Source organism: Sphingorhabdus sp. EL138 (assembly GCF_945890115.1).
In the GTDB taxonomy this organism is placed as follows: Bacteria; Pseudomonadota; Alphaproteobacteria; order Sphingomonadales; family Sphingomonadaceae; genus Sphingorhabdus_B.
In genome coordinates, this window is record NZ_CAMDCK010000010.1 from 24,612 (window position 1) to 47,181 (window position 22,570).

General features: G+C 55.8%; 21 protein-coding genes. 4 read left to right on the forward strand and 17 right to left on the reverse strand.

Annotation, left to right across the window (positions count from 1 at the left end; genetic code table 11):
* Positions 1-85 precede the first annotated feature (85 nt).
* Together rsmD and Q0O07_RS06240 are read right to left on the reverse strand one after the other, a co-directional pair.
* Positions 86-634 (reverse strand): 16S rRNA (guanine(966)-N(2))-methyltransferase RsmD, encoded by a 549-nt coding sequence (gene rsmD, locus Q0O07_RS06235; RefSeq protein ID WP_295491690.1) that lies wholly within the window; start codon positions 632-634, stop codon positions 86-88.
* Between the two features lie 97 nt (positions 635-731).
* A complete protein-coding gene (locus Q0O07_RS06240; RefSeq protein ID WP_295491692.1) occupies positions 732-1,577 on the reverse strand; it encodes a pseudouridine synthase in 846 nt (281 codons plus the stop codon).
* A gap of 91 nt (positions 1,578-1,668) precedes the next feature.
* Here Q0O07_RS06240 and Q0O07_RS06245 point away from each other — a divergent pair, with 91 nt between their 5' ends.
* The gene (locus Q0O07_RS06245) at positions 1,669-3,231 is read left to right on the forward strand and encodes an MFS transporter (RefSeq protein ID WP_295491694.1); all 1,563 of its coding nucleotides are present in this window, start codon (positions 1,669-1,671) and stop codon (positions 3,229-3,231) included.
* 132 nt (positions 3,232-3,363) lie between these two features.
* On the opposite strand, the gene Q0O07_RS06250 is transcribed toward Q0O07_RS06245, so the two are convergent.
* From Q0O07_RS06250 to Q0O07_RS06295, 10 genes are all read right to left on the reverse strand, one after another.
* Complete coding sequence (locus Q0O07_RS06250) at positions 3,364-4,704, reverse strand: folylpolyglutamate synthase/dihydrofolate synthase family protein (RefSeq protein WP_295491695.1); 1,341 nt, start codon at positions 4,702-4,704, stop codon at positions 3,364-3,366.
* Between the two features lie 48 nt (positions 4,705-4,752).
* Positions 4,753-5,046, reverse strand: coding sequence for a GIY-YIG nuclease family protein (locus Q0O07_RS06255; RefSeq protein WP_295491697.1), 294 nt, complete (start codon positions 5,044-5,046; stop codon positions 4,753-4,755).
* Between the two features lie 61 nt (positions 5,047-5,107).
* On the reverse strand, positions 5,108-5,962 hold the full coding sequence (accD, locus tag Q0O07_RS06260; RefSeq protein ID WP_295491698.1) for an acetyl-CoA carboxylase, carboxyltransferase subunit beta: 855 nt from the start codon (positions 5,960-5,962) through the stop codon (positions 5,108-5,110).
* 2 nt (positions 5,963-5,964) lie between these two features.
* A complete protein-coding gene (gene trpA, locus Q0O07_RS06265; protein ID WP_295491700.1) occupies positions 5,965-6,750 on the reverse strand; it encodes a tryptophan synthase subunit alpha in 786 nt (261 codons plus the stop codon).
* Between the two features lie 321 nt (positions 6,751-7,071).
* Complete coding sequence (gene trpB / locus Q0O07_RS06270) at positions 7,072-8,313, reverse strand: tryptophan synthase subunit beta (protein WP_295491702.1); 1,242 nt, start codon at positions 8,311-8,313, stop codon at positions 7,072-7,074.
* Positions 8,300-8,977, reverse strand: coding sequence for a phosphoribosylanthranilate isomerase (locus Q0O07_RS06275; protein ID WP_295491704.1), 678 nt, complete (start codon positions 8,975-8,977; stop codon positions 8,300-8,302). The genes trpB and Q0O07_RS06275 overlap by 14 nt, the downstream gene beginning before the upstream one ends.
* 154 nt (positions 8,978-9,131) lie before the next feature.
* Complete coding sequence (pyrF, locus tag Q0O07_RS06280) at positions 9,132-9,806, reverse strand: orotidine-5'-phosphate decarboxylase (protein WP_295491706.1); 675 nt, start codon at positions 9,804-9,806, stop codon at positions 9,132-9,134.
* Positions 9,803-10,102: a LapA family protein gene (locus Q0O07_RS06285; RefSeq protein ID WP_295491708.1), complete on the reverse strand. Its 300-nt coding sequence runs from the start codon at positions 10,100-10,102 to the stop codon at positions 9,803-9,805. The genes pyrF and Q0O07_RS06285 overlap by 4 nt, the downstream gene beginning before the upstream one ends.
* Before the next feature lie 101 nt (positions 10,103-10,203).
* Complete coding sequence (gene purB / locus Q0O07_RS06290; RefSeq protein ID WP_295491710.1) at positions 10,204-11,514, reverse strand: adenylosuccinate lyase; 1,311 nt, start codon at positions 11,512-11,514, stop codon at positions 10,204-10,206.
* 131 nt (positions 11,515-11,645) lie between these two features.
* Entirely contained in the window at positions 11,646-14,258 is a 2,613-nt protein-coding gene (locus Q0O07_RS06295; protein ID WP_295491712.1) for a TonB-dependent receptor, read from the reverse strand.
* 212 nt (positions 14,259-14,470) lie between these two features.
* On the opposite strand from Q0O07_RS06295, the gene parC reads away from it, so the two are divergent.
* Entirely contained in the window at positions 14,471-16,795 is a 2,325-nt protein-coding gene (gene parC / locus Q0O07_RS06300) for a DNA topoisomerase IV subunit A (protein ID WP_295491714.1), read from the forward strand.
* On the opposite strand, the gene Q0O07_RS06305 is transcribed toward parC, so the two are convergent.
* From Q0O07_RS06305 to Q0O07_RS06320, 4 genes are read right to left on the reverse strand one after another with little or no spacing between them, the layout of a single operon-like run.
* Positions 16,783-18,063: a CCA tRNA nucleotidyltransferase gene (locus tag Q0O07_RS06305; RefSeq protein WP_367271052.1), complete on the reverse strand. Its 1,281-nt coding sequence runs from the start codon at positions 18,061-18,063 to the stop codon at positions 16,783-16,785. The two genes, parC and Q0O07_RS06305, sit on opposite strands and share 13 nt — an antisense overlap.
* Entirely contained in the window at positions 18,012-18,584 is a 573-nt protein-coding gene (locus tag Q0O07_RS06310) for a CoA pyrophosphatase (protein ID WP_295491716.1), read from the reverse strand. Before Q0O07_RS06310 ends, Q0O07_RS06305 begins: the two co-directional genes overlap by 52 nt.
* The gene (locus Q0O07_RS06315; RefSeq protein WP_295491718.1) at positions 18,581-19,132 is read right to left on the reverse strand and encodes a DUF1285 domain-containing protein; all 552 of its coding nucleotides are present in this window, start codon (positions 19,130-19,132) and stop codon (positions 18,581-18,583) included. The genes Q0O07_RS06310 and Q0O07_RS06315 overlap by 4 nt, the downstream gene beginning before the upstream one ends.
* A gap of 38 nt (positions 19,133-19,170) precedes the next feature.
* Positions 19,171-19,650 carry a GNAT family N-acetyltransferase gene (locus Q0O07_RS06320; RefSeq protein WP_295491720.1) on the reverse strand — a complete coding sequence of 160 codons (480 nt, stop codon included), beginning with the start codon at positions 19,648-19,650 and terminating at the stop codon, positions 19,171-19,173.
* Positions 19,651-19,820: 170 nt separating this feature from the next.
* On the opposite strand from Q0O07_RS06320, the gene Q0O07_RS06325 reads away from it, so the two are divergent.
* Positions 19,821-20,666, forward strand: a complete 846-nt coding sequence (locus tag Q0O07_RS06325) for a DUF1499 domain-containing protein (protein WP_295491722.1) — start codon at positions 19,821-19,823, stop codon at positions 20,664-20,666.
* Positions 20,667-20,685: 19 nt separating this feature from the next.
* Here the strand turns inward: Q0O07_RS06325 and Q0O07_RS06330 are convergent, their stop codons facing one another.
* A complete protein-coding gene (locus Q0O07_RS06330) occupies positions 20,686-21,819 on the reverse strand; it encodes a PQQ-dependent sugar dehydrogenase (RefSeq protein ID WP_295491723.1) in 1,134 nt (377 codons plus the stop codon).
* Positions 21,820-22,006: 187 nt separating this feature from the next.
* On the opposite strand from Q0O07_RS06330, the gene rimP reads away from it, so the two are divergent.
* Positions 22,007-22,567: a ribosome maturation protein RimP gene (rimP, locus tag Q0O07_RS06335; protein ID WP_295491724.1), complete on the forward strand. Its 561-nt coding sequence runs from the start codon at positions 22,007-22,009 to the stop codon at positions 22,565-22,567.
* The last annotated feature ends 3 nt before the right edge of the window (positions 22,568-22,570 follow it).

The following is a 22,570-nucleotide window of genomic DNA, read 5'->3' on the forward strand; positions in this document are numbered from 1 at the left end:
GAACAGGTAGGGAACAACGCGACGAACTGCAAGCGCTGTTCGATTAGCTGGCTGAACTATAATGCGCCGCAAGGCGCGCGCGCCGTTAAATGGCCGCAGGCCGCAATAATGTTAGTTTTGCCTTGCCGACATTGCGAACGGTGTCGATCGTGAAACCCTTCACATCAATTTCTTCTTTTATGCTGGTTTCGACGCTGATCCATGCAGATGGGGCAAACCAGCCAAAGCGGACCAATTTATCGAGCGCGACTGAACCCGCGCCGCTCAAATAAGGCGGATCCATCAGGACAATATCAGCTGGCTTTATTGCGGTGCCGAGCGACAATACCGAGGATTTACGCACGTCGCTTTGGTCTTTTGCGCCAAGTTTGTTGATATTTACGGCAAGCGCGTCGAGTGCGAGTGCATCCTGCTCCACAAAGGTGCAGTGTACCGCGCCGCGCGACAATGCTTCAAGCCCGAGCGCGCCAGACCCGGCAAATAGGTCCAATACACGCAAATCTTCAAAAGACCCCAGCCGACTGGTCAGCATGGAGAATAATGTCTCCCGCGTGCGGTCTGCGGTTGGGCGGGTGGTATCGCCCTTTGGTGCTATCAATGGGCGAGAGCGCCACTGGCCGGAAATGATCCGCATGTTTATGCCTCCCTATCGACTTGCGATGGGGAGGTGGCAGCCGGAGCGGAAGCTCCGGATGACGGAGGGGCGCTCTTCCTACGCATTTCAAGGAAAATCACTTCAACGTCTTTCGAAATTCAATCAGGTCCACGCGGCGCACTTCGCCGACGGTGCCCGGCGCAAGCTCGCCCAGCACGAACGGGCCATAACGCGTGCGGATCAGGCGGCTGACTTCAAGTCCCAAATGTTCCAGCACGCGGCGGACTTCGCGGTTCTTGCCTTCCGTCAACGTCATTTCGACCCAGCCATTGCGGCCCGTACGGCGTTCCAGATTGGCGTCGATCTTGCCATATTTCACGCCCTCAATCTCGATACCGTGAATGAGTTCCTCAAGCTGTTCCTGACTGACATCGCCAAAGCAACGCGCGCGATAGGTGCGTTCAACACCGGTGGACGGCAATTCCATCTGGCGTTTGAATTCGCCATCATTGGTCAGCAACAATAAGCCTTCGGTGTTGAGATCGAGCCGGCCAATCGGCATCAGGCGCGGCAAGTCTTTTGGCAGAACATCATAGATCGTCTTGCGCCCGCTAAAGTCACGTTCGGCGGTCAAGCAGCCTTCGGGTTTGTGGAACATGTAAAGCTGCGTTGGCGCAGGCTGACCCACGGCCTTGCCATCCACCGCAACCCCGTGCAGCGATTTCAGCAGGGTTGCGGGCGTTTCCACCTTTTCATTGTTCAGCGTGACACGGCCATCGGCAATCATGCGTTCGATTTCGCGCCGCGACGCAACGCCCGCGCGCGCGAGCAGCTTTGCAATGCGTTCCTCACCATCCTTACGTTCCAAAGCGCCCTTGCTAGGGCCAGCATTTGGGTTGGGTTTACGCGACGGTTTACTGTCCCAACGCAGACGCGGTGGCTTGGCGGGACGGGCAGGTGCTTTTGACGGAGGTTTAACCATGTCCGCGCCTTTGACGCATATTGCGTCAAAAGTCACTGGCCATTCAGGAAAATGCCGTTAGTCATCGTCGCAATAATTTCGGAGGGGCCAAATGTCAGTCGATTTGCTGCGGTTTATCATTTTTGCGGCTATTTTGCTCGCTCTGCCATTGATCGCGCTGACTGTTCCGGCTTTCCGGCCCTATTTACGCAAAAACCCCGTCATTACGTTTCTGCTGGGCATTTCCAGCGGCTTTCCGTTGACGTTGCTTGTCGCGACAATGACATTTTGGTTGGCAAAGGTTGGCATTGACACCGCGACCATCGGTTTTGCGGTGGCATTGGGCATTCCGTACACGATAAAATTCCTGTGGGCGCCGTTGGTCGACAAGCTGCATCTTCCGGTTTTGACCAAATTGTTCGGTCAACGTCGTAGCTGGCTGTTTTTCATCCAAGCGTTGCTGTTCGTTTCGATCTGGCAGTTGGGTGCGACTAACCCACAACCGGGTGACATGGGGATGTTCGCGATTTGGGCGCTGATCACCGCGTTTCTATCGGCCACGCAGGATATCGTGATTGACGCCTATCGTATTGAAATTTTGGAAGAAGAAGAATTCGCGCACGGCACGGCGACAAACCAGTTTGGGTATCGCACGGGCAATTTGATCGCGGGCGCAGGGACCATCTATTTTGCCTCGCAAGAAGGGCTGGGTCTTGGCTGGTCAACGGCTTATGGCCTGACCGCATTTTGCATCATTCCGGCCATCATTGGCGCGTTATGGGCGGGGCCTGGCAAGTTTGTGGATCGTTTCGCCCATGTGGAGGGCATGAAGCCTAAGCAATGGCTGACCGAGGCGGTAGTCAATCCGTTCCGCGAATTTTTAACGCGCCATGGCGCGTTCCTCATCCTTGGCTTTGTCCTTGTGTATAAGGTGGGCGATGCGATGGGGCAGGCGATGTTAAGCCCGATGATTGTCGATCTGGGCTTTTCCGATCTGGATTATATTTCCGCCAATAAATTATGGGGCTTCGGCGCGTTGATTGTGGGTTCGGCCTTAGGCGCGCCTTTTATCTTGTGGCTCGGCATGGGCCGCGCTTTGCTGATTTCGGGCCTGTTGATGATGTTCTCCAACATCATGTTCATGATCTTGGCCGCCACGGGCAATAATTACTGGATGATGGTCGCCGCAATTTGCACGGAGAATTTAACAAGCGGTATTGGCCTCACCGTGTTCGCAACCTATTTGTCTGGCTTGTCGAGTATCGCTTATACCGCGACACAATTTGCGTTGCTGTCGTCCTTTGCTGGGGTTGGCCGGACGTTCATGGCCGGGCCTGCGGGCATTGTTGCGGAAAATATAGGTTGGGTTGGCTTTTGGGGCTTCACCGTTGTTGCTGCGATCCCAGGCATGGTTTTGTTATGGCTGTTGTGGAGCAAGGGCTATGTGGTCCAAAGCATCCATCAGGTTAAGGCTGTCGATGAAAAGGCGATGAAGGATCCGGTCGGGCCGATACGCATCCTTGGCTTCTTGCTCGTGGTGGCGGGACTGATTGGGTTGCTGCTGGCCAAGCCGCTGGAGTTTGCAACCAATCTCACATGGGCTTTTGCTGGTGTGTTCGTTGCTGGTGGACTGCTGGCATGGAAGGGACAGCCCAAAAGGGTAGCACAAGGCTGACTAAGTCTCGTAGAACCCTTGTCATCCCCGACTTGATCGGCGATCCATGGTCTGACCCCAAGTTTTAAGGTGGGTAGCGGATTAGCTGAACACGTAGACCATGGATCCCCGCCTTCGCGGGGATGACAAAATCTAGTCAGGGACCTGATCGTTCAGCCGTAACACTTCGCCAGCCAAATATAGCGATCCGCAGATCAGGACATTGGCGGGCGCTTGCTGCCCCGCCAACTGCCCGAGCGCGGTTACAATGTCGCCTGCTGTCCGTGCGTCCGTGATGTGCAATTTGGAACGCGCGAGGTCGCACAATTCGCTTGGCGTATGATGTTCATGCCCCGCTATTGGCACTGCAATCAGCGTTTCAATTTTGTGCGCAAATGGGGTGAGGAAACCAAGCGCGTCCTTATTCTGCAACATGCCGATGATGACAATCACGGGCGCGCCGTTTTCCAGTGTTTTGGCAATCGCTGCCCCTGCGTCGGGGTTATGGCCACCGTCCAACCAAATATGTGAACCATCGGGCAATAATTCGGTCAGGGGGCCTGCCGCCAGTAATTGCATCCTTGCGGGCCAGCGCGTCCACTCCATCGCGGCGGACAAGGCGGCTTCGGGAACCGAAATTGCCGTTTGATGCCGCAGCATCGCCACCGCCAAGGCCGCATTATCGACCTGATGCGCGCCCGGCATGCGGGGCAGGGGCAGGTTCAACTTTCCAGCCGCGTCACGATAATGCAGGCGGCCATCATATACCGCCGCATCCCAGCCTTCGCCGCGCGCATGTAACACGGCCTTGTGCAACGATGCTTGCGCGGCAACGGTGTTTGCCATGGATGCGCTATATTTCTGCGTTACTAAAGGCGAACCGGACTTGGCAATGCCCGCCTTTTCAAAGGCGATCCGGTCCAGCGGCGGCAACTCGGGCACGCCGTCCTCTGCCGCCAACAAAAATGCCTCATGATCCAACCCCAGTGAGGATATGCCGCACGCTACGGGCTTGGTCAGAACATTGGTGGCGTCCAACCGTCCGCCAAGGCCAACTTCGACAATGCAGGCATCGGCCTTCGTCCGCGCAAAGGCGCAGAAGGCAACGGCGGTGGTGACTTCAAAAAAGCTCGCCTCCAACCCTTCTGCATGGTCGAGAACTTCGGACAGGAGTGCAGACAAAGTAAAATCATCAATCAACCGCCCTGCCACCCGGATACGTTCGTTAAAGCGCACCAGATGCGGGCTGGAGTAAACATGCGCAGTCAGCCCCGCCGCCTCAATCGCGCCACGCAGAAAGGCACAGGTCGAACCTTTGCCGTTGGTGCCAGAAACATGGAAAACGGGCGGGAGATGATGATGCGGGTTGCCAAGCCGATCCAGCAAGGTTGCGATGCGTCCAAGGCCCAATATGTCCTTGCCTGGCGACAGCATCGTCAACCGGTCAAGCTGCGCCTGAACGGCAGGGTCAGTGGAGGTCGCGTGGTCAGGCATGCGCTTGTCCTTTGTCATTCCCGCGCACGCGGGAATCCATGGTCTGCTTTATCGGTTCAAATCGAACCATAAGTCGCGCCATTGGGGGTTGCTTCGTTCAATGAGTTCTATTTTCCATGCGCGGTTCCACTTTTTCATCTGCTTCTCGCGCTTGATTGCCTCTCGGACATCGGCATATGGTTCAAAATGTACCAGCCTTTTGGTCCGGTTGCGCGCGGAAAAGCCGGGGCGTAAGTTTTCCCGATGCTCGTAAGCTCGACGCACTAAGTCGTTGGTCACACCGATATATGTGGTGCCGTTTCGCTGACTGGCCATGATGTAGACATAGTAAACGGGTGACATATTTCAGACCATGGATTCCCGCTTTCGCGGGAATGACAAAAGTGGTTTTTGCGAGTTTGGGTCAAGCCGCCTTTTTCTCCGGCGCGAGATAGCCGATGAGTTGCGACAACACACCGCGTAGGTCGTGGCGATGCGTGACCATGTCGATCATGCCATGCTCCAACAAATATTCGGCGCGCTGGAAACCTTCGGGTAGTTTTTCACGGATGGTCTGTTCAATCACGCGCTGTCCAGCAAAGCCAATCAAAGCGCCGGGTTCGGCAATCTGCACGTCGCCCAGCATCGCATAAGATGCGGTGACGCCGCCCGTGGTCGGGTCAGTCAGCACCACGATATAGGGCAATCCTGCATCGTGCAGCATCTGGATCGCTACGGTTGAACGCGGCATTTGCATCAGGCTCAATATGCCCTCCTGCATGCGCGCGCCGCCAGCAGCGGTGAAGATGACATAAGGGCATTTGGCGCGGATTGCGGCCTTTACTGCGTCGATGAACGCTTCACCAACCGCCATGCCCATGGATCCGCCCATAAAGGCAAAGTCTTGGACGCTGACAACAACCGTCTGGCCGTCGACTTTGCCTTTGGCCGAAATCATCGCATCGGTCTCGCCCGTGGCAAGGCGCGCGGCCTTTATACGGTCGACATATTTTTTGGTGTCTCGGAACTTCAACGGGTCTTCGCCAACGACGGGCGGTTTGAGAATGTCATAGCTTTCGTCATCGAACAGAGCGGCAAAGCGTGTCGCCGGGCCAATGCGGCCATGATGATCGCATTTGGGGCAGACAGACTGATTTTCCTCAAATTCCTTAAGGAAGATCATCGCCTGACAGCCCTTGCATTTATGCCAGAGCGTTTCAGCGGTCTCGCGCTTAGTGATGAAGGGAATGGCGTTACGGACGCGGGTGACCCAGTTCATGTTCAGACCTTTCTGGCTGCAACAATGGCTTGCTTTAAGGATGCCACATAATCGCGGACAGGGCCAGCGGCGCTCGCGCCATGCTGGGCAACCAGTTCAACAATGGCAGAGCCAACCACCACGCCATCGGCGACACGCGCGATGTTGGCGGCTTGTTCGGGGGTGCGGACGCCAAAGCCGACGGCGATGGGCAGGTCGGAGTGGACCTTGAGGCGCGCAACAGCTTCATCAATGCTCGTCTGTGCCGCGACTTGCAGGCCAGTGATGCCAGCGACGCTGACATAATATAGGAAACCCGACGCCCCGTTGAGGACCGTGGGCAAGCGTGCAGCGTCCGTTGTCGGTGTCGCCAAGCGGATGAGGTCAATGCCAGCATTGCGCAACGCAGGGCCAAGCTCGGGGTCTTCTTCGGGCGGAATATCGACGCAGATGACGCCGTCGACGCCCGCCTTGTTGCATTCGGACGCAAACCAGTCACCGCCACGAATTGTCATCGGGTTGGCATAGCCCATTAATACCAAGGGCATGTCGGGATGGCGTTTGCGGAAAGCGGAGGCGAGGGCGAAGATGTCTGCGGTGGTCGTGCCCGCGTTCAGGCTGCGGATATTCGCCTCTTGAATAACGGGACCGTCGGCCATCGGGTCGGTGAACGGCATGCCAAGTTCAATGACATCCGCCCCGCCCGCAACCAGCGCGTCGAGATTGGCAGCCGTATCGCCATCGCCCGCAGTTATGAAGGCGACGAGCGCAGGATGGGGTTTGGAAAAGGCGGCGGAAAGGCGGGTCATTGTCCGGAAGACTTTCGAAGCCAGCCAATGAAGAATGTATTCAGTAAACTGCCAAAGAGCGCCAATATGACGATCCATGAAAAGCTCTGTGGTGGCATTTTTGATATCGACAACGAAAAGCTGTGATCTGCGCCGAGATGATAAGCAATTACTCCGATTACGATTAACGCTGCCCAAAATAAAAGCATTTTGATCAGCACAGATAACTGCCTCATATCAGCGTCCCTCCCGCATCGTCACCCTGAACTCGTTTCAGGGTCTTACTTTGCGACGATGAAAAGTAGGATGCTGAAACAAGTTCAGCATGACAATCGGTCAGTTTCATATCTTCGTCCCCAGCGCCTCAGCCACGGTGAAAATATCCTTGTCACCACGCCCACACAAGTTGGCCAAGATAATCTGGTCGCGGTCCATCTTCTTCGCTTCGCGCTCAACGGCGGCAATGGCGTGGGCAGGTTCCAGTGCCGGGATGATGCCCTCGGTGCGGCACAGCAACTGGAACGCAGCGAGCGCATCGGTGTCCGTCACGCTATCATACCGCACGCGGCCGATTTCCTTCAGCCAGCTATGTTCCGGACCAATGCCAGGATAATCCAGGCCAGCGGAAATTGAGTGCGCCTCGGCAATCTGGCCGTCTGCATCCTGCAGCAAATAGGTTTTGTTGCCGTGGAGGATACCGGGGCGACCGCCCGCAAGACTTGCGGCATGTTCGGCGTCAAGGCCATGACCCGCCGCTTCAACGCCGAGCATCGCCACGTCTTTGTCGTCGAGGAACGGGTGAAACAGCCCTAGAGCGTTTGAACCGCCGCCGATGCAGGCGACCAGCAAATCGGGCAAGCGGTTGATCCGGCTCAGCATTTGTGCGCGCGCTTCTTTACCGATCACGCTTTGGAAATCACGCACCAGTTCAGGATAAGGATGTGGACCTGCCGCCGTGCCGATGATGTAGAATGTGTCATGGACATTGGCGACCCAGTCGCGCAGCCCTTCATTCATCGCGTCCTTCAACGTGCCTGCGCCGCTGGTCACCGGAACGATCTCCGCGCCCAACAATCGCATGCGGAACACATTGGGCTGCTGCCGCTCAATATCCTTCGCGCCCATGTAAATAAAGCAAGGTAGGCCAAAACGCGCGCAGACAGTTGCAGTGGCAACGCCATGTTGGCCAGCGCCGGTTTCGGCGATAATGCGCGTCTTGCCCATCCGAATCGCGAGTAAAATCTGACCAACGCAGTTGTTGATTTTATGCGCGCCGGTATGGTTCAACTCATCGCGCTTAAACCAGATTTGCGCGCCTTTGCCCGCTGGTGCATCCTTGCGGACTTCCTCGGTCAAACGCTCGGCATAATATAGCGGCGATGGGCGGCCGACATAATGTTCCAGCAGGTCATCGAACTGCGCGGCAAAGGCCGGGTCCTGTTGCGCCGCACGATATTCGCGTTCCAGATCGAGCACGAGCGGCATAAGCGTTTCGGCGACATAGCGTCCGCCAAACTGACCAAAATGGCCGCGTTCGTCGGGTTGGTTGCGGAAGGAGTTCGGGGTGCGATCAGTGATTGTCATAGTCCCGCACCGCTTGGCAGAAGGCCGCAATCTTGTCCACATCCTTGATGCCGGGCGCGGATTCGACGCCCGAAGATGTGTCGACCAATTGCGCACGTGTTTGGCGCAAGGCTTCCTTTACGTTGTCCGCGGTCAGCCCGCCCGCAAGGCCCCATGGAAGCTTATGTTTATGCTCAGTTAGCAAGGACCAATCAAAACGCATGCCCGTGCCGCCCGGCAAAGCTTGCGCAGGCGCATCGAACAGGATGAGATCGGCGGCATCAACATATTCATCTGCATTTTTAAGCGATGCCGCATCCCGAACGCCAAAGGCTTTCCAAATTTCGATGTCCACGGTGCTTTTCAGCGCACGGAGCCATAATGCGGTTTCCGATCCATGAAATTGCACAATGTCGGGCTTGATGACTTCAATTGCCTTGGTTGTAAGGTCCGGCTCGGGGTTCACGAGTAACAAGACGACCTTTAGCGAAGCTGGCGCACGCATCCGCAGGGCGGCGGCTTGTTCCAAGCCAACATGGCGCGGGCTCTTGTCAAAATGGACAAGGCCAATGTGCGATGCACCCGCTTTGGCGGCGGCATCAACGCTGGCTTGGGTGCTCAGGCCACAGATTTTGATGTGCGTGTTCATAACGGGCGCAATAGCCGACCAATTCACTTCCGTCATGCTGAACTTGTGTTGGCTGTGCCAGCCTTCGGCTCCCGCATAACGAACTGCCGCTGTTGCGTGTTATCCCGAAACAAGTTCGGGATGACGATATCTGGGATGGTCCTCGCAACTCCCCAAGTTTAGGGGCGCACGAATGAACGAGCCGTAACGGCTAAAGCGTGCCCATAATCGCCCGTGCAGCGTCGTCAGGGCTTTCTGCTTTCGTGATCGGTCTTCCGATAACCAAAATGCTCGCGCCATCGTCACGGGCCTGTCTGGGCGTTACGGTGCGTTTCTGGTCGGCGGCGGTACCGCCAGCGGGGCGAAGGCCGGGGACGACGAAGAAACCATCCTTCCACGCCTTTTTCGCGGCCTTCACTTCATGCCCTGAACAGACAATACCGTCGAGGCCAGCCTCTTGCGCAAGCGCGGCCAAGCGGGCGACCTGAAGCTCTGGACTGTCGGGTACACCCACACGGTTGAGATCATGATCATCCAAACTGGTTAGCACAGTCACCGCAACCACTTTGGTATGCAAGCCCGCAGCCGCTTTGGCATCCTCCATCATCGCGCGGCCACCGGCGGCATGGATTGTCACAATGGCGGGTTCAAGCACGTTGATCGCCTGCATCGCTTTGGCAACGGTATTCGGAATGTCATGCAATTTGAGGTCGAGGAAAATTGGTAGGCCCAATTTCTGCACCTCATGCACGCCATGATGGCCATTGGCGCAGAAAAATTCGAGGCCGAGTTTCACTCCGCCAACCTGTCCCTTGATCCGGCGGGTCAATTCCAGCGCGTCGTCCAGATAGGGCGTATCGATGGCGACGAAGATTGGGTTGGTCATATCGAATCCACAGCCGTGTAAGCAGGGGGAGGAGAGGCAGGCGGCGGCAAAGCCGATGCGCGCTGGTTGCCCTCAAGCGTTAATATGCGCCGCTTCATGCGCCATATCTGTGTACGGTGCACAAGGTATAACGGCAAAAACCCAAGCAGGAATGCGACAATAACCAAGGCTGACAATTTGGTGTCCAAGCGCAGGCCGCCCCAAAGGCTGACCGATACAGGGTCCCAATTGTTGGTTGCGAACACAATCAACCCGACAATGATCGTCACCCAAATCAGCGTTTTTAGAACTCGCATCGTGCGGCTTCTCCTTTATGCACGTAGCTTAAGCAAACTTTCCCCCTTTGGGTAGGGGATAGTTCTTATTCGTCACCGCGCATTGAATAGGGGCTGCAAGTCTAGCCGAATACCCGTTCAAAAATTGTGTCGATGTGCTTGAAATGATAGTCAAGATTGAAACGATCTTCGATTTCCGACGCAGTCATTTTTGCGGTGACATCTGGGTCGGCTTTCAACAATTCCATTAACGATTCTGCGCCATCCGACTCCCAAACCTTCATCGCATTGCGTTGCACAATGCGGTAGCTGTCTTCGCGGCTGATACCCGCTTGCGTCAGTGCCAACAGGACGCGCTGTGAATGCACAAGCCCGCCCATGCGGTCGAGATTCTTTTGCATCCGCTCGGGGTAGATCAGCAACTTGTCGATGACACCGGTCAGGCGGCCCAACGCAAAGTCGAGCGTGATGGTGGCATCAGGTCCGATATAGCGTTCAACGCTCGAATGGCTGATGTCGCGTTCATGCCATAAAGCGACATTTTCGAGCGCGGGTGTGACATAGCCGCGCACCATACGGGCAAGGCCCGTCAGGTTTTCGGTCAAAATCGGGTTGCGCTTATGCGGCATGGCCGAGCTGCCTTTTTGACCCGGCGAAAAATATTCCTCTGCCTCCAGCACCTCTGTGCGCTGCAAATGACGCACTTCGGTCGCCAGGCGCTCAATGGACGAGGCGATGACACCCAGTGTCGCAAAATACATGGCGTGACGATCACGCGGGATGACTTGGGTGGAGACAGGCTCAACCGCAAGGCCAAGCTTGGCGGCAACATGCGCCTCAACCTCTGGGTCAATATTGGCGAAGGTACCGACAGCCCCCGAAATCGCGCAGGTTGCGATTTCGGCGCGTGCCGCAACCAGCCGTTCGCGGCCGCGTGCAAATTCGGCATAAGCTTGCGCTAGCTTCATACCAAAGGTGACAGGTTCGGCATGAATGCCATGGCTGCGGCCGATTGTCGGGGTGAACTTATGTTCCATCGCGCGGGTTTTGATGGCGGCGAGCAGCGCATCCATATCCGCAAGCAAAAGGTCGGTCGCTTGCGTCAATTGGACGGCTAGGCAGGTGTCGAGCACATCGGACGATGTCATGCCCTGATGCATGAAGCGCGCCTCGTCGCCTACTTGTTCGGCAACCCATGTCAGGAACGCGATAACATCATGCTTGGTGACGGCTTCGATTGCGTCAATGGCCGCGACGTCGATAGCGGGGTTTGTATTCCACCATTTCCATAGGGCTACGGCGGCTGATGCCGGAACAACCCCGCGTTGGGCCAATGCGTCCGTCGCATGCGCCTCAATTTCGAACCAAATGCGGAAACGGTTTTCCGGCTCCCAAATCTTGACCATGTCGGGGCGGGAATAACGTGGGATCATAAAAAACGCTTTCGGCTGATATCGGGAGTCGTGGTTCCGTTAGCAGGCGTAAGGTTGGGCGTCAAAACGCGTGGCAAAAAAGAAGGGCGCGGGTTTTACGCCGCGCCCTGCTTATTCAAATTCTTAAACGATTAGAAATCGATTGATACGCGGCCATATAGGAAGCGACCGCTGAAACCGAATGGCGATTGCGAACTGTACGGCAAGAAGGAGTTGTTAAAGCCATAGCTAACGCCATCCACGGTACCAAAGGGTAGGCGGTCTGGATATGTGTCGAGAAGGTTGTTTGCACCAAATGCCACAGAGACAGATTCAATTGGTTTAAAGCGGAACTCGAGATCTGTTACCCATTTTGGCGACAAGAAGATGTCCCCTGGAACAGAACCGGGCGCAAGCGCGATGTTGTTGTTATTGGCTGCCGTCGAGAAGCCGCTCGGCAAGAACACTTCACCATAACGGTTGGTGCGCAGCGTCAGACCGAAATTATCATAATCCCAATCAATACCAACGTTCAGCTTGTTCTTGGGCTGCCCTTCGGTGAGACGGAAGCTTTCCTGACGTGCGAACAGGCGTTGCGCGGTGAAACCGGAAAACACCCGGCGATCCGTGATTTTCGTATCATTCAAGTTATAGCCAACGCTGACACGGAATTGGCCGAGACCGAATTCGGGTACGCGGTAGCTCGCGACGATATCGAGTCCAGTGGTCTTGGTATCGATACCATTGATGAAGAAGCGTGCCGAGCTAACGCCAGTGACGCCTGCTGCGGTCAGTAACGCCAGAACGTCTGTACCGGTGAGGTTTTCCGTGAGCGTGATGCGGTCGCTAATCTCAATATTGTAATAATCGGCGGTGATGCTCAGTCCGCTAAATGGCGTAAGGGTAACGCCTGCGCCCAGATTGATGGATTTTTCGGGCTTGAGGGGCTGTGCGCCCAAAGCGATAGCAACTGGTGATGAGACAGGGAATGTCCCGATTTCAATCAAGACGCCGCCGACATTGTTCGTGGATGTCGCGGCATAGGATTGTTGCGCAAGGCTTGGGGCGCGGAAGCCGGTCGAAACCGAACCACGCAAAGCAACGCCATCAATCACTTCAAAACGCGCGGCGGCTTTACCATTGATGGTGTCGCCAAAGTCGCTGAAATGTTCATAACGGCCAGCTAATTGAACCGTCAACTGGTCGGTAAGATCCGCATCGAGTTCGGCGTAGCCAGCAAAGCTGTCACGCGATACGTCGGTTTCGTTGGCCGGACGGAAACCGGGGAAAACCTGCGCGCCGCCAGCCGCGTTGAATGGCGCTGCTGAAAACGGCCCATTGACGTAGCTTTGCAGTTCGCCCGCAACGATCTTGTAGTTTTCGTTGCGATATTCACCACCAAAAGCGAACGAGACGCTCTTGCCGATGCCGATGTTCAAATCACGGCGCATATCGAGGTTAATCGAGGTCTGGCCGGACCGCAGTCCGCCTGAATCAAAACGACGCGCGCTAGCTACGCCGCCGAGCGACGTGTTGACGGTGTTTTCGATCGTGTAATCCAAACGGTTGGATCCATAGACCGCCGAGAGGTCATAGTCCCACCCGCTCATTACGCCACGAAGGCCCGCCGCCGCAGAAATGTCGACAATATTGCTGGCGATCAATGGCAAGAAGCCGTCTGCGTACAAAGGAACGAAACTGGTCGTCGATGCCGCCCAGTCGCGGTTGCGCACGTCGGATGAACGGCGGTAGAAACCCGCGCCATTACCGTCGCGGACGCCATAGCTGCCGAAGGTATAGAATTCGGCGGTATCAGAAAACTCGTAACCCGCGTTCACGAAGAAGTTCAGGTCTTTGGATACACCATCGCCATAACGGTGGGCATAACGGTTGAACGTCGCTTCGCGTGGGTCGCCCGCTGCGAAATAATTGCGGCGGATATCCGGGCCGGAACGGTTGGTGGGTGAACGATCCTTATATTCCGCCGTGAGGTTCACATAACCGCTTTCACCCAATGGCAGGCCAAAGTTTGACGCGAATGTATAAGTGTCGCCATCGTTGCGTTTGCGGTCTTCGCCGGTGTACGTAATATTTGGGTTGTCAGACAGCCCAGTCGTCAACGACACGGTATCGACCTGACCAACATCTTCCATTTTAGTTGTATATTTGCCAAATGTTGCCTGCGCGCGGCCGCCCATGCCTTTTTTCAATTGGACGTTGATGACGCCAGCAATAGCGTCGGAACCATATTGCGAGGCGGCACCGTCACGCAGCACTTCGATGCGCTCAATGGCCAAGGGCGGAATGGTGTTGAGATCGACTGCGGTCGACCCACGGCCAACCGAACCGTTCAAGTTCACGAGCGCCGATTGGTGACGACGCTTGCCGTTGATGAGCACCAGAACTTGATCGGGCGCAAGGCCGCGCAATGTTGCAGGGCGCAGGGAGTCCGTTCCATCCGTCAGCGACGGCTGCGGGAAGTTGAACGATGGTACAAGCTGGTTCAGCAATTTGTTTGTTTCGGTCTGGCCGCTGTTCAACAACGCATCAGCCGAAATGATGTCAACAGGCACTGTACTGTCGGCAACGGTACGGTCCGTACGGCGCGTGCCGGTGACGATAATGGCGTCTTGGCCAGTTGCTTCTTCAACCGCCGCATCTTGCGGGGCGCTGTCTTGCGCAGAGGCTGGATTTGCCGCGGCTACAAAAAGAGCAGTGGTCGAAACCGTTACTGCCAGTGCTGAAATGAACTTAAGCGTCTTCATATAAAATCCCCGGATGTATGCGCATATTTTGATTACTGCCGTAAATCTGGCACTTTAAGATATAAAGTCCAGTAAAGTCGTAAAATTGAAATATTTTGCCATCGATATGTGGCTTTGTGGCAACGCACTTCATATTGGCAAAATTACATTTAGCTGTGGATTGCTGAAATCGTTGCTTTGCGACGGCGGGCTGGCCCGCTATCGGCCTAATCATGCCTGATATTGTTGATGCTCCAGCAGAAGATCCCTTTGACGCGATAGTCGATGCGCCGTTTGATGCGGCTTTGTCGGAACGTTATCTGATCTATGCAATGTCGACTATAACCGCGCGCTCTTTACCAGATTTGCGCGACGGGCTGAAACCGGTACATCGGCGTCTATTGTGGGCGATGCGCCTGTTGAAGCTTGATCCGGCCAGTGGCTACAAGAAATGCGCGCGGGTTGTCGGTGATGTGATCGGTAAATATCACCCGCATGGTGACCAGTCGGTATATGATGCGATGGTCCGCCTCGCGCAGACATTTTCCCTGCGCTATCCATTGGTCGATGGACAAGGCAATTTTGGCAATATCGACGGCGATAATGCGGCTGCTTACCGGTATACCGAAGCGCGGCTGACCAAGACGGCAATTGAGCTCATGAACGGGCTTGACGAAAACGCGACCGATTTTCGGCCAACCTATAATGGCGAAGATGAAGAGCCAGAGGTCATGCCCGGCCTGTTCCCGAACTTGCTGGCCAATGGGGCAAGCGGCATTGCCGTGGGCATGGCGACAAGCATTCCGTCGCATAATGCCGCCGAGATTATTGACGCGGCTATGCTGTTGATTGACAATCCACAGGCCAGCCATGAACAATTGATGGAAATCGTACGTGGTCCGGATTTTGCGACCGGTGGCGTATTGGTGGATAGCCATGCCGTCATTAGCGCCGCTTATGCAAGCGGCCGTGGCGCCATGCGTGTGCGTGCGCGTTTCTCAAACGGTTGGCAGGATGACAGCGGCTGGGAACCGACAGGCGTTGAAAAACTGCCCGGCGGCACATGGCAATTGGTTGTCTCTGAAATTCCCTATCAAGTGCAAAAGGGCAAGCTGATTGAACAAATCGCGCAGCTCATTGCCGATAAGAAATTGCCCATTCTCGATGATATTCGCGATGAAAGCGATGAGCAGGTCCGCATTGTGCTTGTGCCGAAAAGCCGCAATGTGGATCCTGAAGACCTGAAAAACGCCTTATTCCGCCTGACCGATTTGGAAACGCGTTTCTCGTTGAACATGAACGTGTTGGATTCCGACCGCACGCCCAAGGTCATGGGTTTAGGCGAAGTCTTGCTGCACTGGTTGCGGCATCAGATAGACGTGATCGTCCGCAAATCCCAGCACCGGCTTGAGAAGATCGACGGGCGGCTGGAGTTGCTGCAAGGCTATATCATCGCCTTTCTTAATCTTGACCGCATTATCGAGATTATCCGTACGGAGGATGAGCCCAAGCCCGTGATGATGATGGAATTCCAATTGAATGACCGTCAGGCTGAGGCCATTCTTAATATGCGTTTGCGGTCCTTGCGTAGGCTTGAGGAAATGGAACTGCGCCGCGAGCTTGAGGCGTTAGAGGCGGAGCGTGAAGACCTTGTAAAATTGATCGACAGCCCGGCGCTGCAAAAGAAGCGTTTGAAAAAAGACCTGTCGGCACTGCGTAAGAATTACGCCGAAGAAACGGCGCTTGGCCGCCGCCGGACAAGCTTGGAAGAAGCAGGGCAGGCGCGCGAGATTTCGCTTGAGGCCTTTGTGGAACGCGAACCGGTGACCGTGATCATGTCAAAACGCGGCTGGATCAAGGCGATGAAGGGGCATGCGGACCTCTCCGCACGCGCGGACTTTAAGTTCAAGGAAGGGGACGGCCCTGCTTTCGCCTTCCATGCCCAAACGACGGACAAGATCCTTATCGCCACCGCCAATGGCCGTTTCTATACCTTGGGAGCGGATAAGCTTCCCGGTGCGCGCGGTTTCGGTGACCCTGTGAGCACGATGATCGACATGGAAGCTGGTAACGATATTATTGCCGTTTTCCCGGCTACTGCCGATGGCCGGATGTTGCTGGCAGCGACCACCGGAAAAGGCTTTATTGCGCGCATAAGCGACGTTATTGCGGAGACACGCAAAGGACGCGGCGTTGTGACAATGAAGCCTGGCACGCAGTTGAAAGTCGTCCGCCTCGCGCCTCCGGAAACTGCGGACGAGGCCGCCTTGCGCGACCAATATGTCGCCGTTGTGGGCGATAATCGGAAACTGGTCGTTTTCCCAATGACCGAAATCCCTGAAATGTCCAAAGGGCAGGGCGTAACCTTGCAGCGATATAAGGATGGCGGGCTTGCAGATGCCATTTGTTTCCGCATGAGCGAGGGCCTTAGCTGGGCCATGGGCGGCGACAGCGGGCGGATGCGGACAGAGAATGACATGTCATTATGGCGTGTCGCGCGCGGCGCTGCTGGCCGATTGCCGCCGCAGGGATTCCCGCGAAACAATCAATTTGATTGATTGAGGTCAGCTAAAACCGCGTTGACCGCTTGTTCCGCCATTTCGCGCTGGCGAGCGGCATCGGGAAAGCCCTCCTCTATCCAGGCCGCTTCAATGGCTTGTAGCGTTTTTGCCACGAGCGGACCGGGCGGTAGGCCCATGTTGATCAATTCGCCGCCCTTGATCGAAAGCGTTGGAATGTCCCATTGCTCCAGCTGCGCAAGACATTCCGGCACATCTGCATCAACGGCATATAGCAGCACGGCGTCGCGTGCAGTGTCGATATCGGCCCGATAAGCGATCGCGCGGACAGTAAAGGGTGTCGGGACGCCCGCACGCAACCTTTGGGCAAAGCCCTCACGCATTTTGTTGGACAGCTTCAACCGCGCCGCAACCTTATCGACCGCAACAATGTCATCGGTTAACAGCGCCAGAAAGCGCGCAGCCAGCGCAACAGGCTGCGCATATTGCACTTCGCGTTCCACAAGGTGCAGCAGGTCATCGGCGGCGCTTTTGGACAGTTCGGGCAGAAATGGCGTAAAGATACCATTTGCGATCATCAGTTCAATTGATGCAACGGGATTTTTCAATCCCAATATGCGGGTCAGTTCCTGCGCGATGCGTTCGCGCGATAAGGCGGTCAGCCCATGCGCGCCAACTGCGCATGCCCGAATGGCGTCGGCGTCAATCTGCCCGCCTCCATATCGGGCAAGGAACCGGAAATAGCGCAATATCCGCAAGAAATCCTCAGCGATCCGTTGATTGGCATCGCCAATAAACCGCAGTCTGCGGGCCTCCAGATCGCTGAGCCCTTCAAAATAGTCGAAGACTTCGCCGCTTTTGGGGGCAGCATATAAAGCGTTGATCGTGAAGTCGCGTCGTGCCGCGTCCTCTTGCCAATCTGTAGCAAAAGCAACCGTGGCGCGGCGGCCGTCGGTTGCAACATCGCGCCGCAATGTGGTGATTTCGTAATTTTTACCATCCACAGCGGCGGTCACGGTGCCATGTTCAATGCCAGTCGGAATGGCCTTAATGCCCGCAGTGTCCAAACGGTTGATGACTTCATCTGGCAATAACGCCGTTGCGATATCAACATCGGATACCGGCAAACCAAGCAGCGTGTCGCGCACCGCGCCGCCCACATAACGCGGACCGCCATAAACATCATCCAGCGCAGCCAAAACCCGTTTCAGGCCATCATTATGCTGCCATTCGGCATCGGGCAAGCGCACCGACGTCATGCCAGCCGCCGCACGAGATTGGCGATGATCCCCGCTGTCACGCCCCATATCCGTCTTTCGCCCCATTGCATGTCATAATAGCTGCGTTGTTGCCCATTCCAAGCGGCCTCTTTTCGAACCGAATTGGCAGGATCAAGCAAGAAGGCAAGCGGCACTTCGAAATAGTCTTCGACCTCTTGCGGGTTGGGCCGCATGACAAGGTCAGCGGGAATGAAGCCGATAACGGGCGCGATGCTGTATCCGCTGCCGGAGAAATAGGTGTCAGCCACGCCAATGACCTCAACCTGTGTAGGCAGGATGTCTAATTCTTCATGCGCCTCACGCAAGGCCGCCGCGATCGCGCTTTCGTCGCTTTCGTCAACCTTGCCTCCCGGAAAGGCCACCTGGCCTGCATGGCTGCGCAACCACAAGGGGCGCTGGGTCAAGATGACACCCGGTTCCGCCCGATCCGTTATGGGGATCAGGACGGCTGCTGCGCGGTGGGTGTCGACGGCAAAATGCCGTTCGTCCTCAATTTCTATGCTGAGCGCTGGATCAAGCGCCGCTTGCAACCTGTGCCGCCAATTCATGCAGGCGCCGCCAGTTGGAATTGCGCACCTTTACTCCAAATGCATGGGTTTTCGGCATTTTCCGCCAGCGCCAAATTGGCAAGTTCATAATAGACTGGGCGTGCAAGCTTCGCCAACATCCCGCCGCGCACATGCACATATAACATCCCGCCGCGCATTTCGATGGCGTGATCGGCATCGGCAAAAACGAGATCGTCGCTGTTGAGCCGGAACGCGAGGCTGCGCTCTGGTCCTGCGCCTTCGCTTTGCAATTCGACCGCGATGAACGGGACGTCGTCGACCATGATCGACAGCTTTTGCTGCGGCGTCACAAGCCAATATTGTCCATCGGCATCGCGGCGCAATAGGCTGGAAAAGGCGCGGACCATGGCTGGCCGCTTAATTTCCCCGCCCTGATGAAACCATTTGCCGTCCGACGCGATCCGCATTTCACTGTCGCCGATATTGGCCGGTTCCCAACTTTCGACAGGTGGCAGTTTTCGCGTCGCAACAAGCGCCGCAATATCGGACAGACTAAGCTTTGCGAGATCAGGTGCTTCATAAGGCATGAGAACGCGATACGTCCAATCAGGCCAATCGTCAAAGCTTAGTCAGTTGGGCCAAGCATGCCATGCGTTGGCAAGGCAACCTTTTGGACATTGCGCAGCAGCAAACGCCGTGGTTCCCAAGGTCCGGGCAAGGTCCAGCCAGATGTGCCCTTGGCTTCAAAACCAAAACGGCCATAATATTCCGGATCCCCAATCATCACCATTGGCGCATCCTGCGGCGTTGCGGCATTGAGCATCAATTGCATCAATTCTGTGCCAAGCCTTTCATTCTGGCGGTGGCTGGCGACCGCCACTGGCCCGACCAAGATCAGATCGGCCATTCCAACGCGCACTGGCCAACATTGAATGCTCGCCATCAGTGTACCATCGTCCAAAATCCCAAAGGACAGATGGTCAATGGCGGTCATGCCTTTGCGCAGCAAATAGGCCGTGCGCATATGCCGGTCCGTCCCAAACGCATCATCGAGTAAAGCGTTCAACGCATCTGCGGCTATGCCTGAAAGGGGGGTATTATGCATATTGAACTGGCCGAGAATGGGACTTATTAGCGGCGTCCCCTGTCATTGCGGGCGATGTTTGTCCAATCGAATATCATGTTGCCGACAATAAAGCCGGGGTAAATTGCCTTTCAACGGAACTTCCATTAACAACTGTCGCTTAGATGGTTTCGTCACGCAGGAGAGAGAATTTGACCGATCAGCAAACGCCCCATGCGGCAACAGACGCCACATCGTCACATGCTTCGGTGCAACCGCGTACCCAAAAAGATATATTTGGCTATCTGGTTTTGATTGCAGGCGTTGGTGCTTTGGTCTGGGGCGCGGTTGCGGCGGTTGGCACAGCTTGGGATTTTTGGGCATATACATCGGGGCTGAAGGGTGTTGCGGGGGCCTTTCTTTTGGGGATAGCCGCCCTTTTGATTGGTCTTGTGCAAGAGTGGCGCGTGCGTAAATCCACCACCCCACCCCTGCGCGCACGGCGCTGGGTCGGGATGCTGGTTGCTTTAGTCTATGTAGGCTGGGTCGGAACATTCCTTGTGAAGGCGCTAACTGTGCCTGCTATTCATGACATATCGACTGACCTTGCGGATCCTCCGGCCTTTCAGACATTGCAAATGCGCGCCGATAATCTTGATAATGTTCCCGGTGCGGACGATGCGAAAATGCGCGGCCTGACGCCGGAGCAACGTTGGGCCATGGTGCATCAAAAAGCCTATGGCGATATCCGTTCGGTGCGCGTGAACGAACCGGTGGCGACAGTGATTGCCAAGGCGGAGCGTCTGGCCAAAGCGCGTGGCTGGGATGTCGCTATGTCCTTGCCCGAAGAGGGGCGTTTGGAAGCGACTGAAACCAGCGCGTTTTTTCAATTTAAGGATGATGTCATATTGCGCGTCCGTCCTTCGGACACGGGCGCGGGGAGCATTGTCGATATGCGCTCCGTCAGCCGCGTCGGACAAAGCGACTTGGGCATGAATGCCAAGCGCGTCCGGTCTTTTCTCGCCGATCTAACCGGAACAGTAACGGCGGCGCGTTAAAGCGCCGCCGCCAGTTGTGTTACTTCTTGGGGGTCAGCTTCAACAAGCGGCCCTTTGAGCCCGCACGTTCGTCTTCAAGCAGCCAGATAGCGCCATCAGGACCCTGTTCGACTTCGCGGATCCGCGCGCCCATGTCCCATTGGTCTGCCTTAGTAGCCTTTTCGCCGTCCAGCTTCACGCGCACCAAAGCCTTTGCACCAAGGCCGCCAATAAATGCGCTGCCTTTCCAAGCTTTGAACATGTCGCCAGAATAAATCATCAGGCCGCCCGGAGAAATGGCGGGGTTCCATGAAACCTTCGGCGCTTCAAAACCATCGCCTGCCATATGGTCAGGAATGTTTCGGCCGTCATAATGATCGCCATTGGATACGGTCGGATAGCCGTAATTGGCGGCCTTTTTGACAAGGTTTAACTCATCACCGCCAGCGGGGCCCATTTCTTGGTTCCACAAACGGCCCTTTGCATCAAAGGCAATGCCAAGCGGATTACGATGTCCGTAAGACCAGATTTGCGACTGTACACGGCCTTGGTCATAAAAGGGGTTGTCCGATGGGACCATGCCGCTGTCGGTCAAGCGCACAATTTTACCGAGATTTTGGTTGAGATCCTGTGCAGGGTCGAACTTCTGCCGCTCGCCGCTGCTGATATACAACATGCCGTCCGGACCGAAGGCGAGGCGATGACCATAATGGCCTTGGCCGGACACTTTAGGCTCCTGACGCCAAATGATTTGAACGTCAGTCAGCATCGGCTTTGTGCTTGAGAGGTTCAGCCTGCCTCTGACCACTGCTGCGCCAAAACCACCTTCGCCGGCCTCGGCAAAGCTGAGATAGACAAATTTGTTATTGGCAAAGTCTGGGTGGAGGATCACATCACCAAGTCCGCCTTGACCACCATAAGCAACTGCGGGAACGCCTTCGACATCGACAATGGGGCCTTCATTCTGCCACAGCTTGAGCTTTCCCTTCTTCTCGGTCACGAGCGCATAAGGCGTTCCGGGGACGAATGTCATGGCCCAAGGTTCTTCGAAATCTGCAACGACAGCGGTGTCAAATGGCACAGCGCTGGTGTCTGTAGGGGCGGCATCACTGACCGAAGGCTGGCAGGCGGCGGCCAGAAAGGATGCGCCTATCAGGAAAGACAATTTTGACATGATCCAAAGCTCCAATTTATAATTGCCCCAATCAATTGGTGGGTGAGGGCGCGATGTGCAAGACACTTGCATATGAAAGTTTTCGAAGCTATAGGAGCGACATCCTTACATTGTGAGAATTTGGAAGGGCTGGCGCCACTGGGGCCGGCGCAGAATATCATTGCATGTCGAATAAGAAAGTCTGATTTTGCCTGATCTGGATAAGCTGAGCAATTTGATTGCGCCCGAGGCGGAGGCGCTTGGCTTTGCCTTGGTCCGCGTTGCGTGGTTTTCCAACGGCGCGCAGGGTAGTGACGAGCCGACCTTGCAAGTGATGGCCGAACGTCCTGAGACACGGCAGCTCAACATTTATGATTGTGCTGCGCTCTCGCACCGCATCTCCGATCTGTTTGACGAACTTGACCCCATATTAGAGGCTTATCGCCTTGAAGTCAGTTCGCCCGGGATTGACCGGCCATTGACGCGTCTTGCCGATTTTTCCGATTGGATAGGGCATGAGGCCAAGATCGAACTGAGCGAGCCGATGGATGGCCGCAAGAATATGCGCGGTGACCTTGCCGGAGTCGATGGCGAAAATATTCATGTCGATGACCGCAAGGCAGGTCGCCTTACCTTCCCATTTTCCGCACTTGGCCATGCCAAGCTGCTCTTGACAGACCGCCTGATTGCGTCGACTGCCCCCATCAACAGCGATGGGGCGGACGAAGTCGAGGCTGAACCCATTCACGACGAAGCACAGGAAGACTAGAAC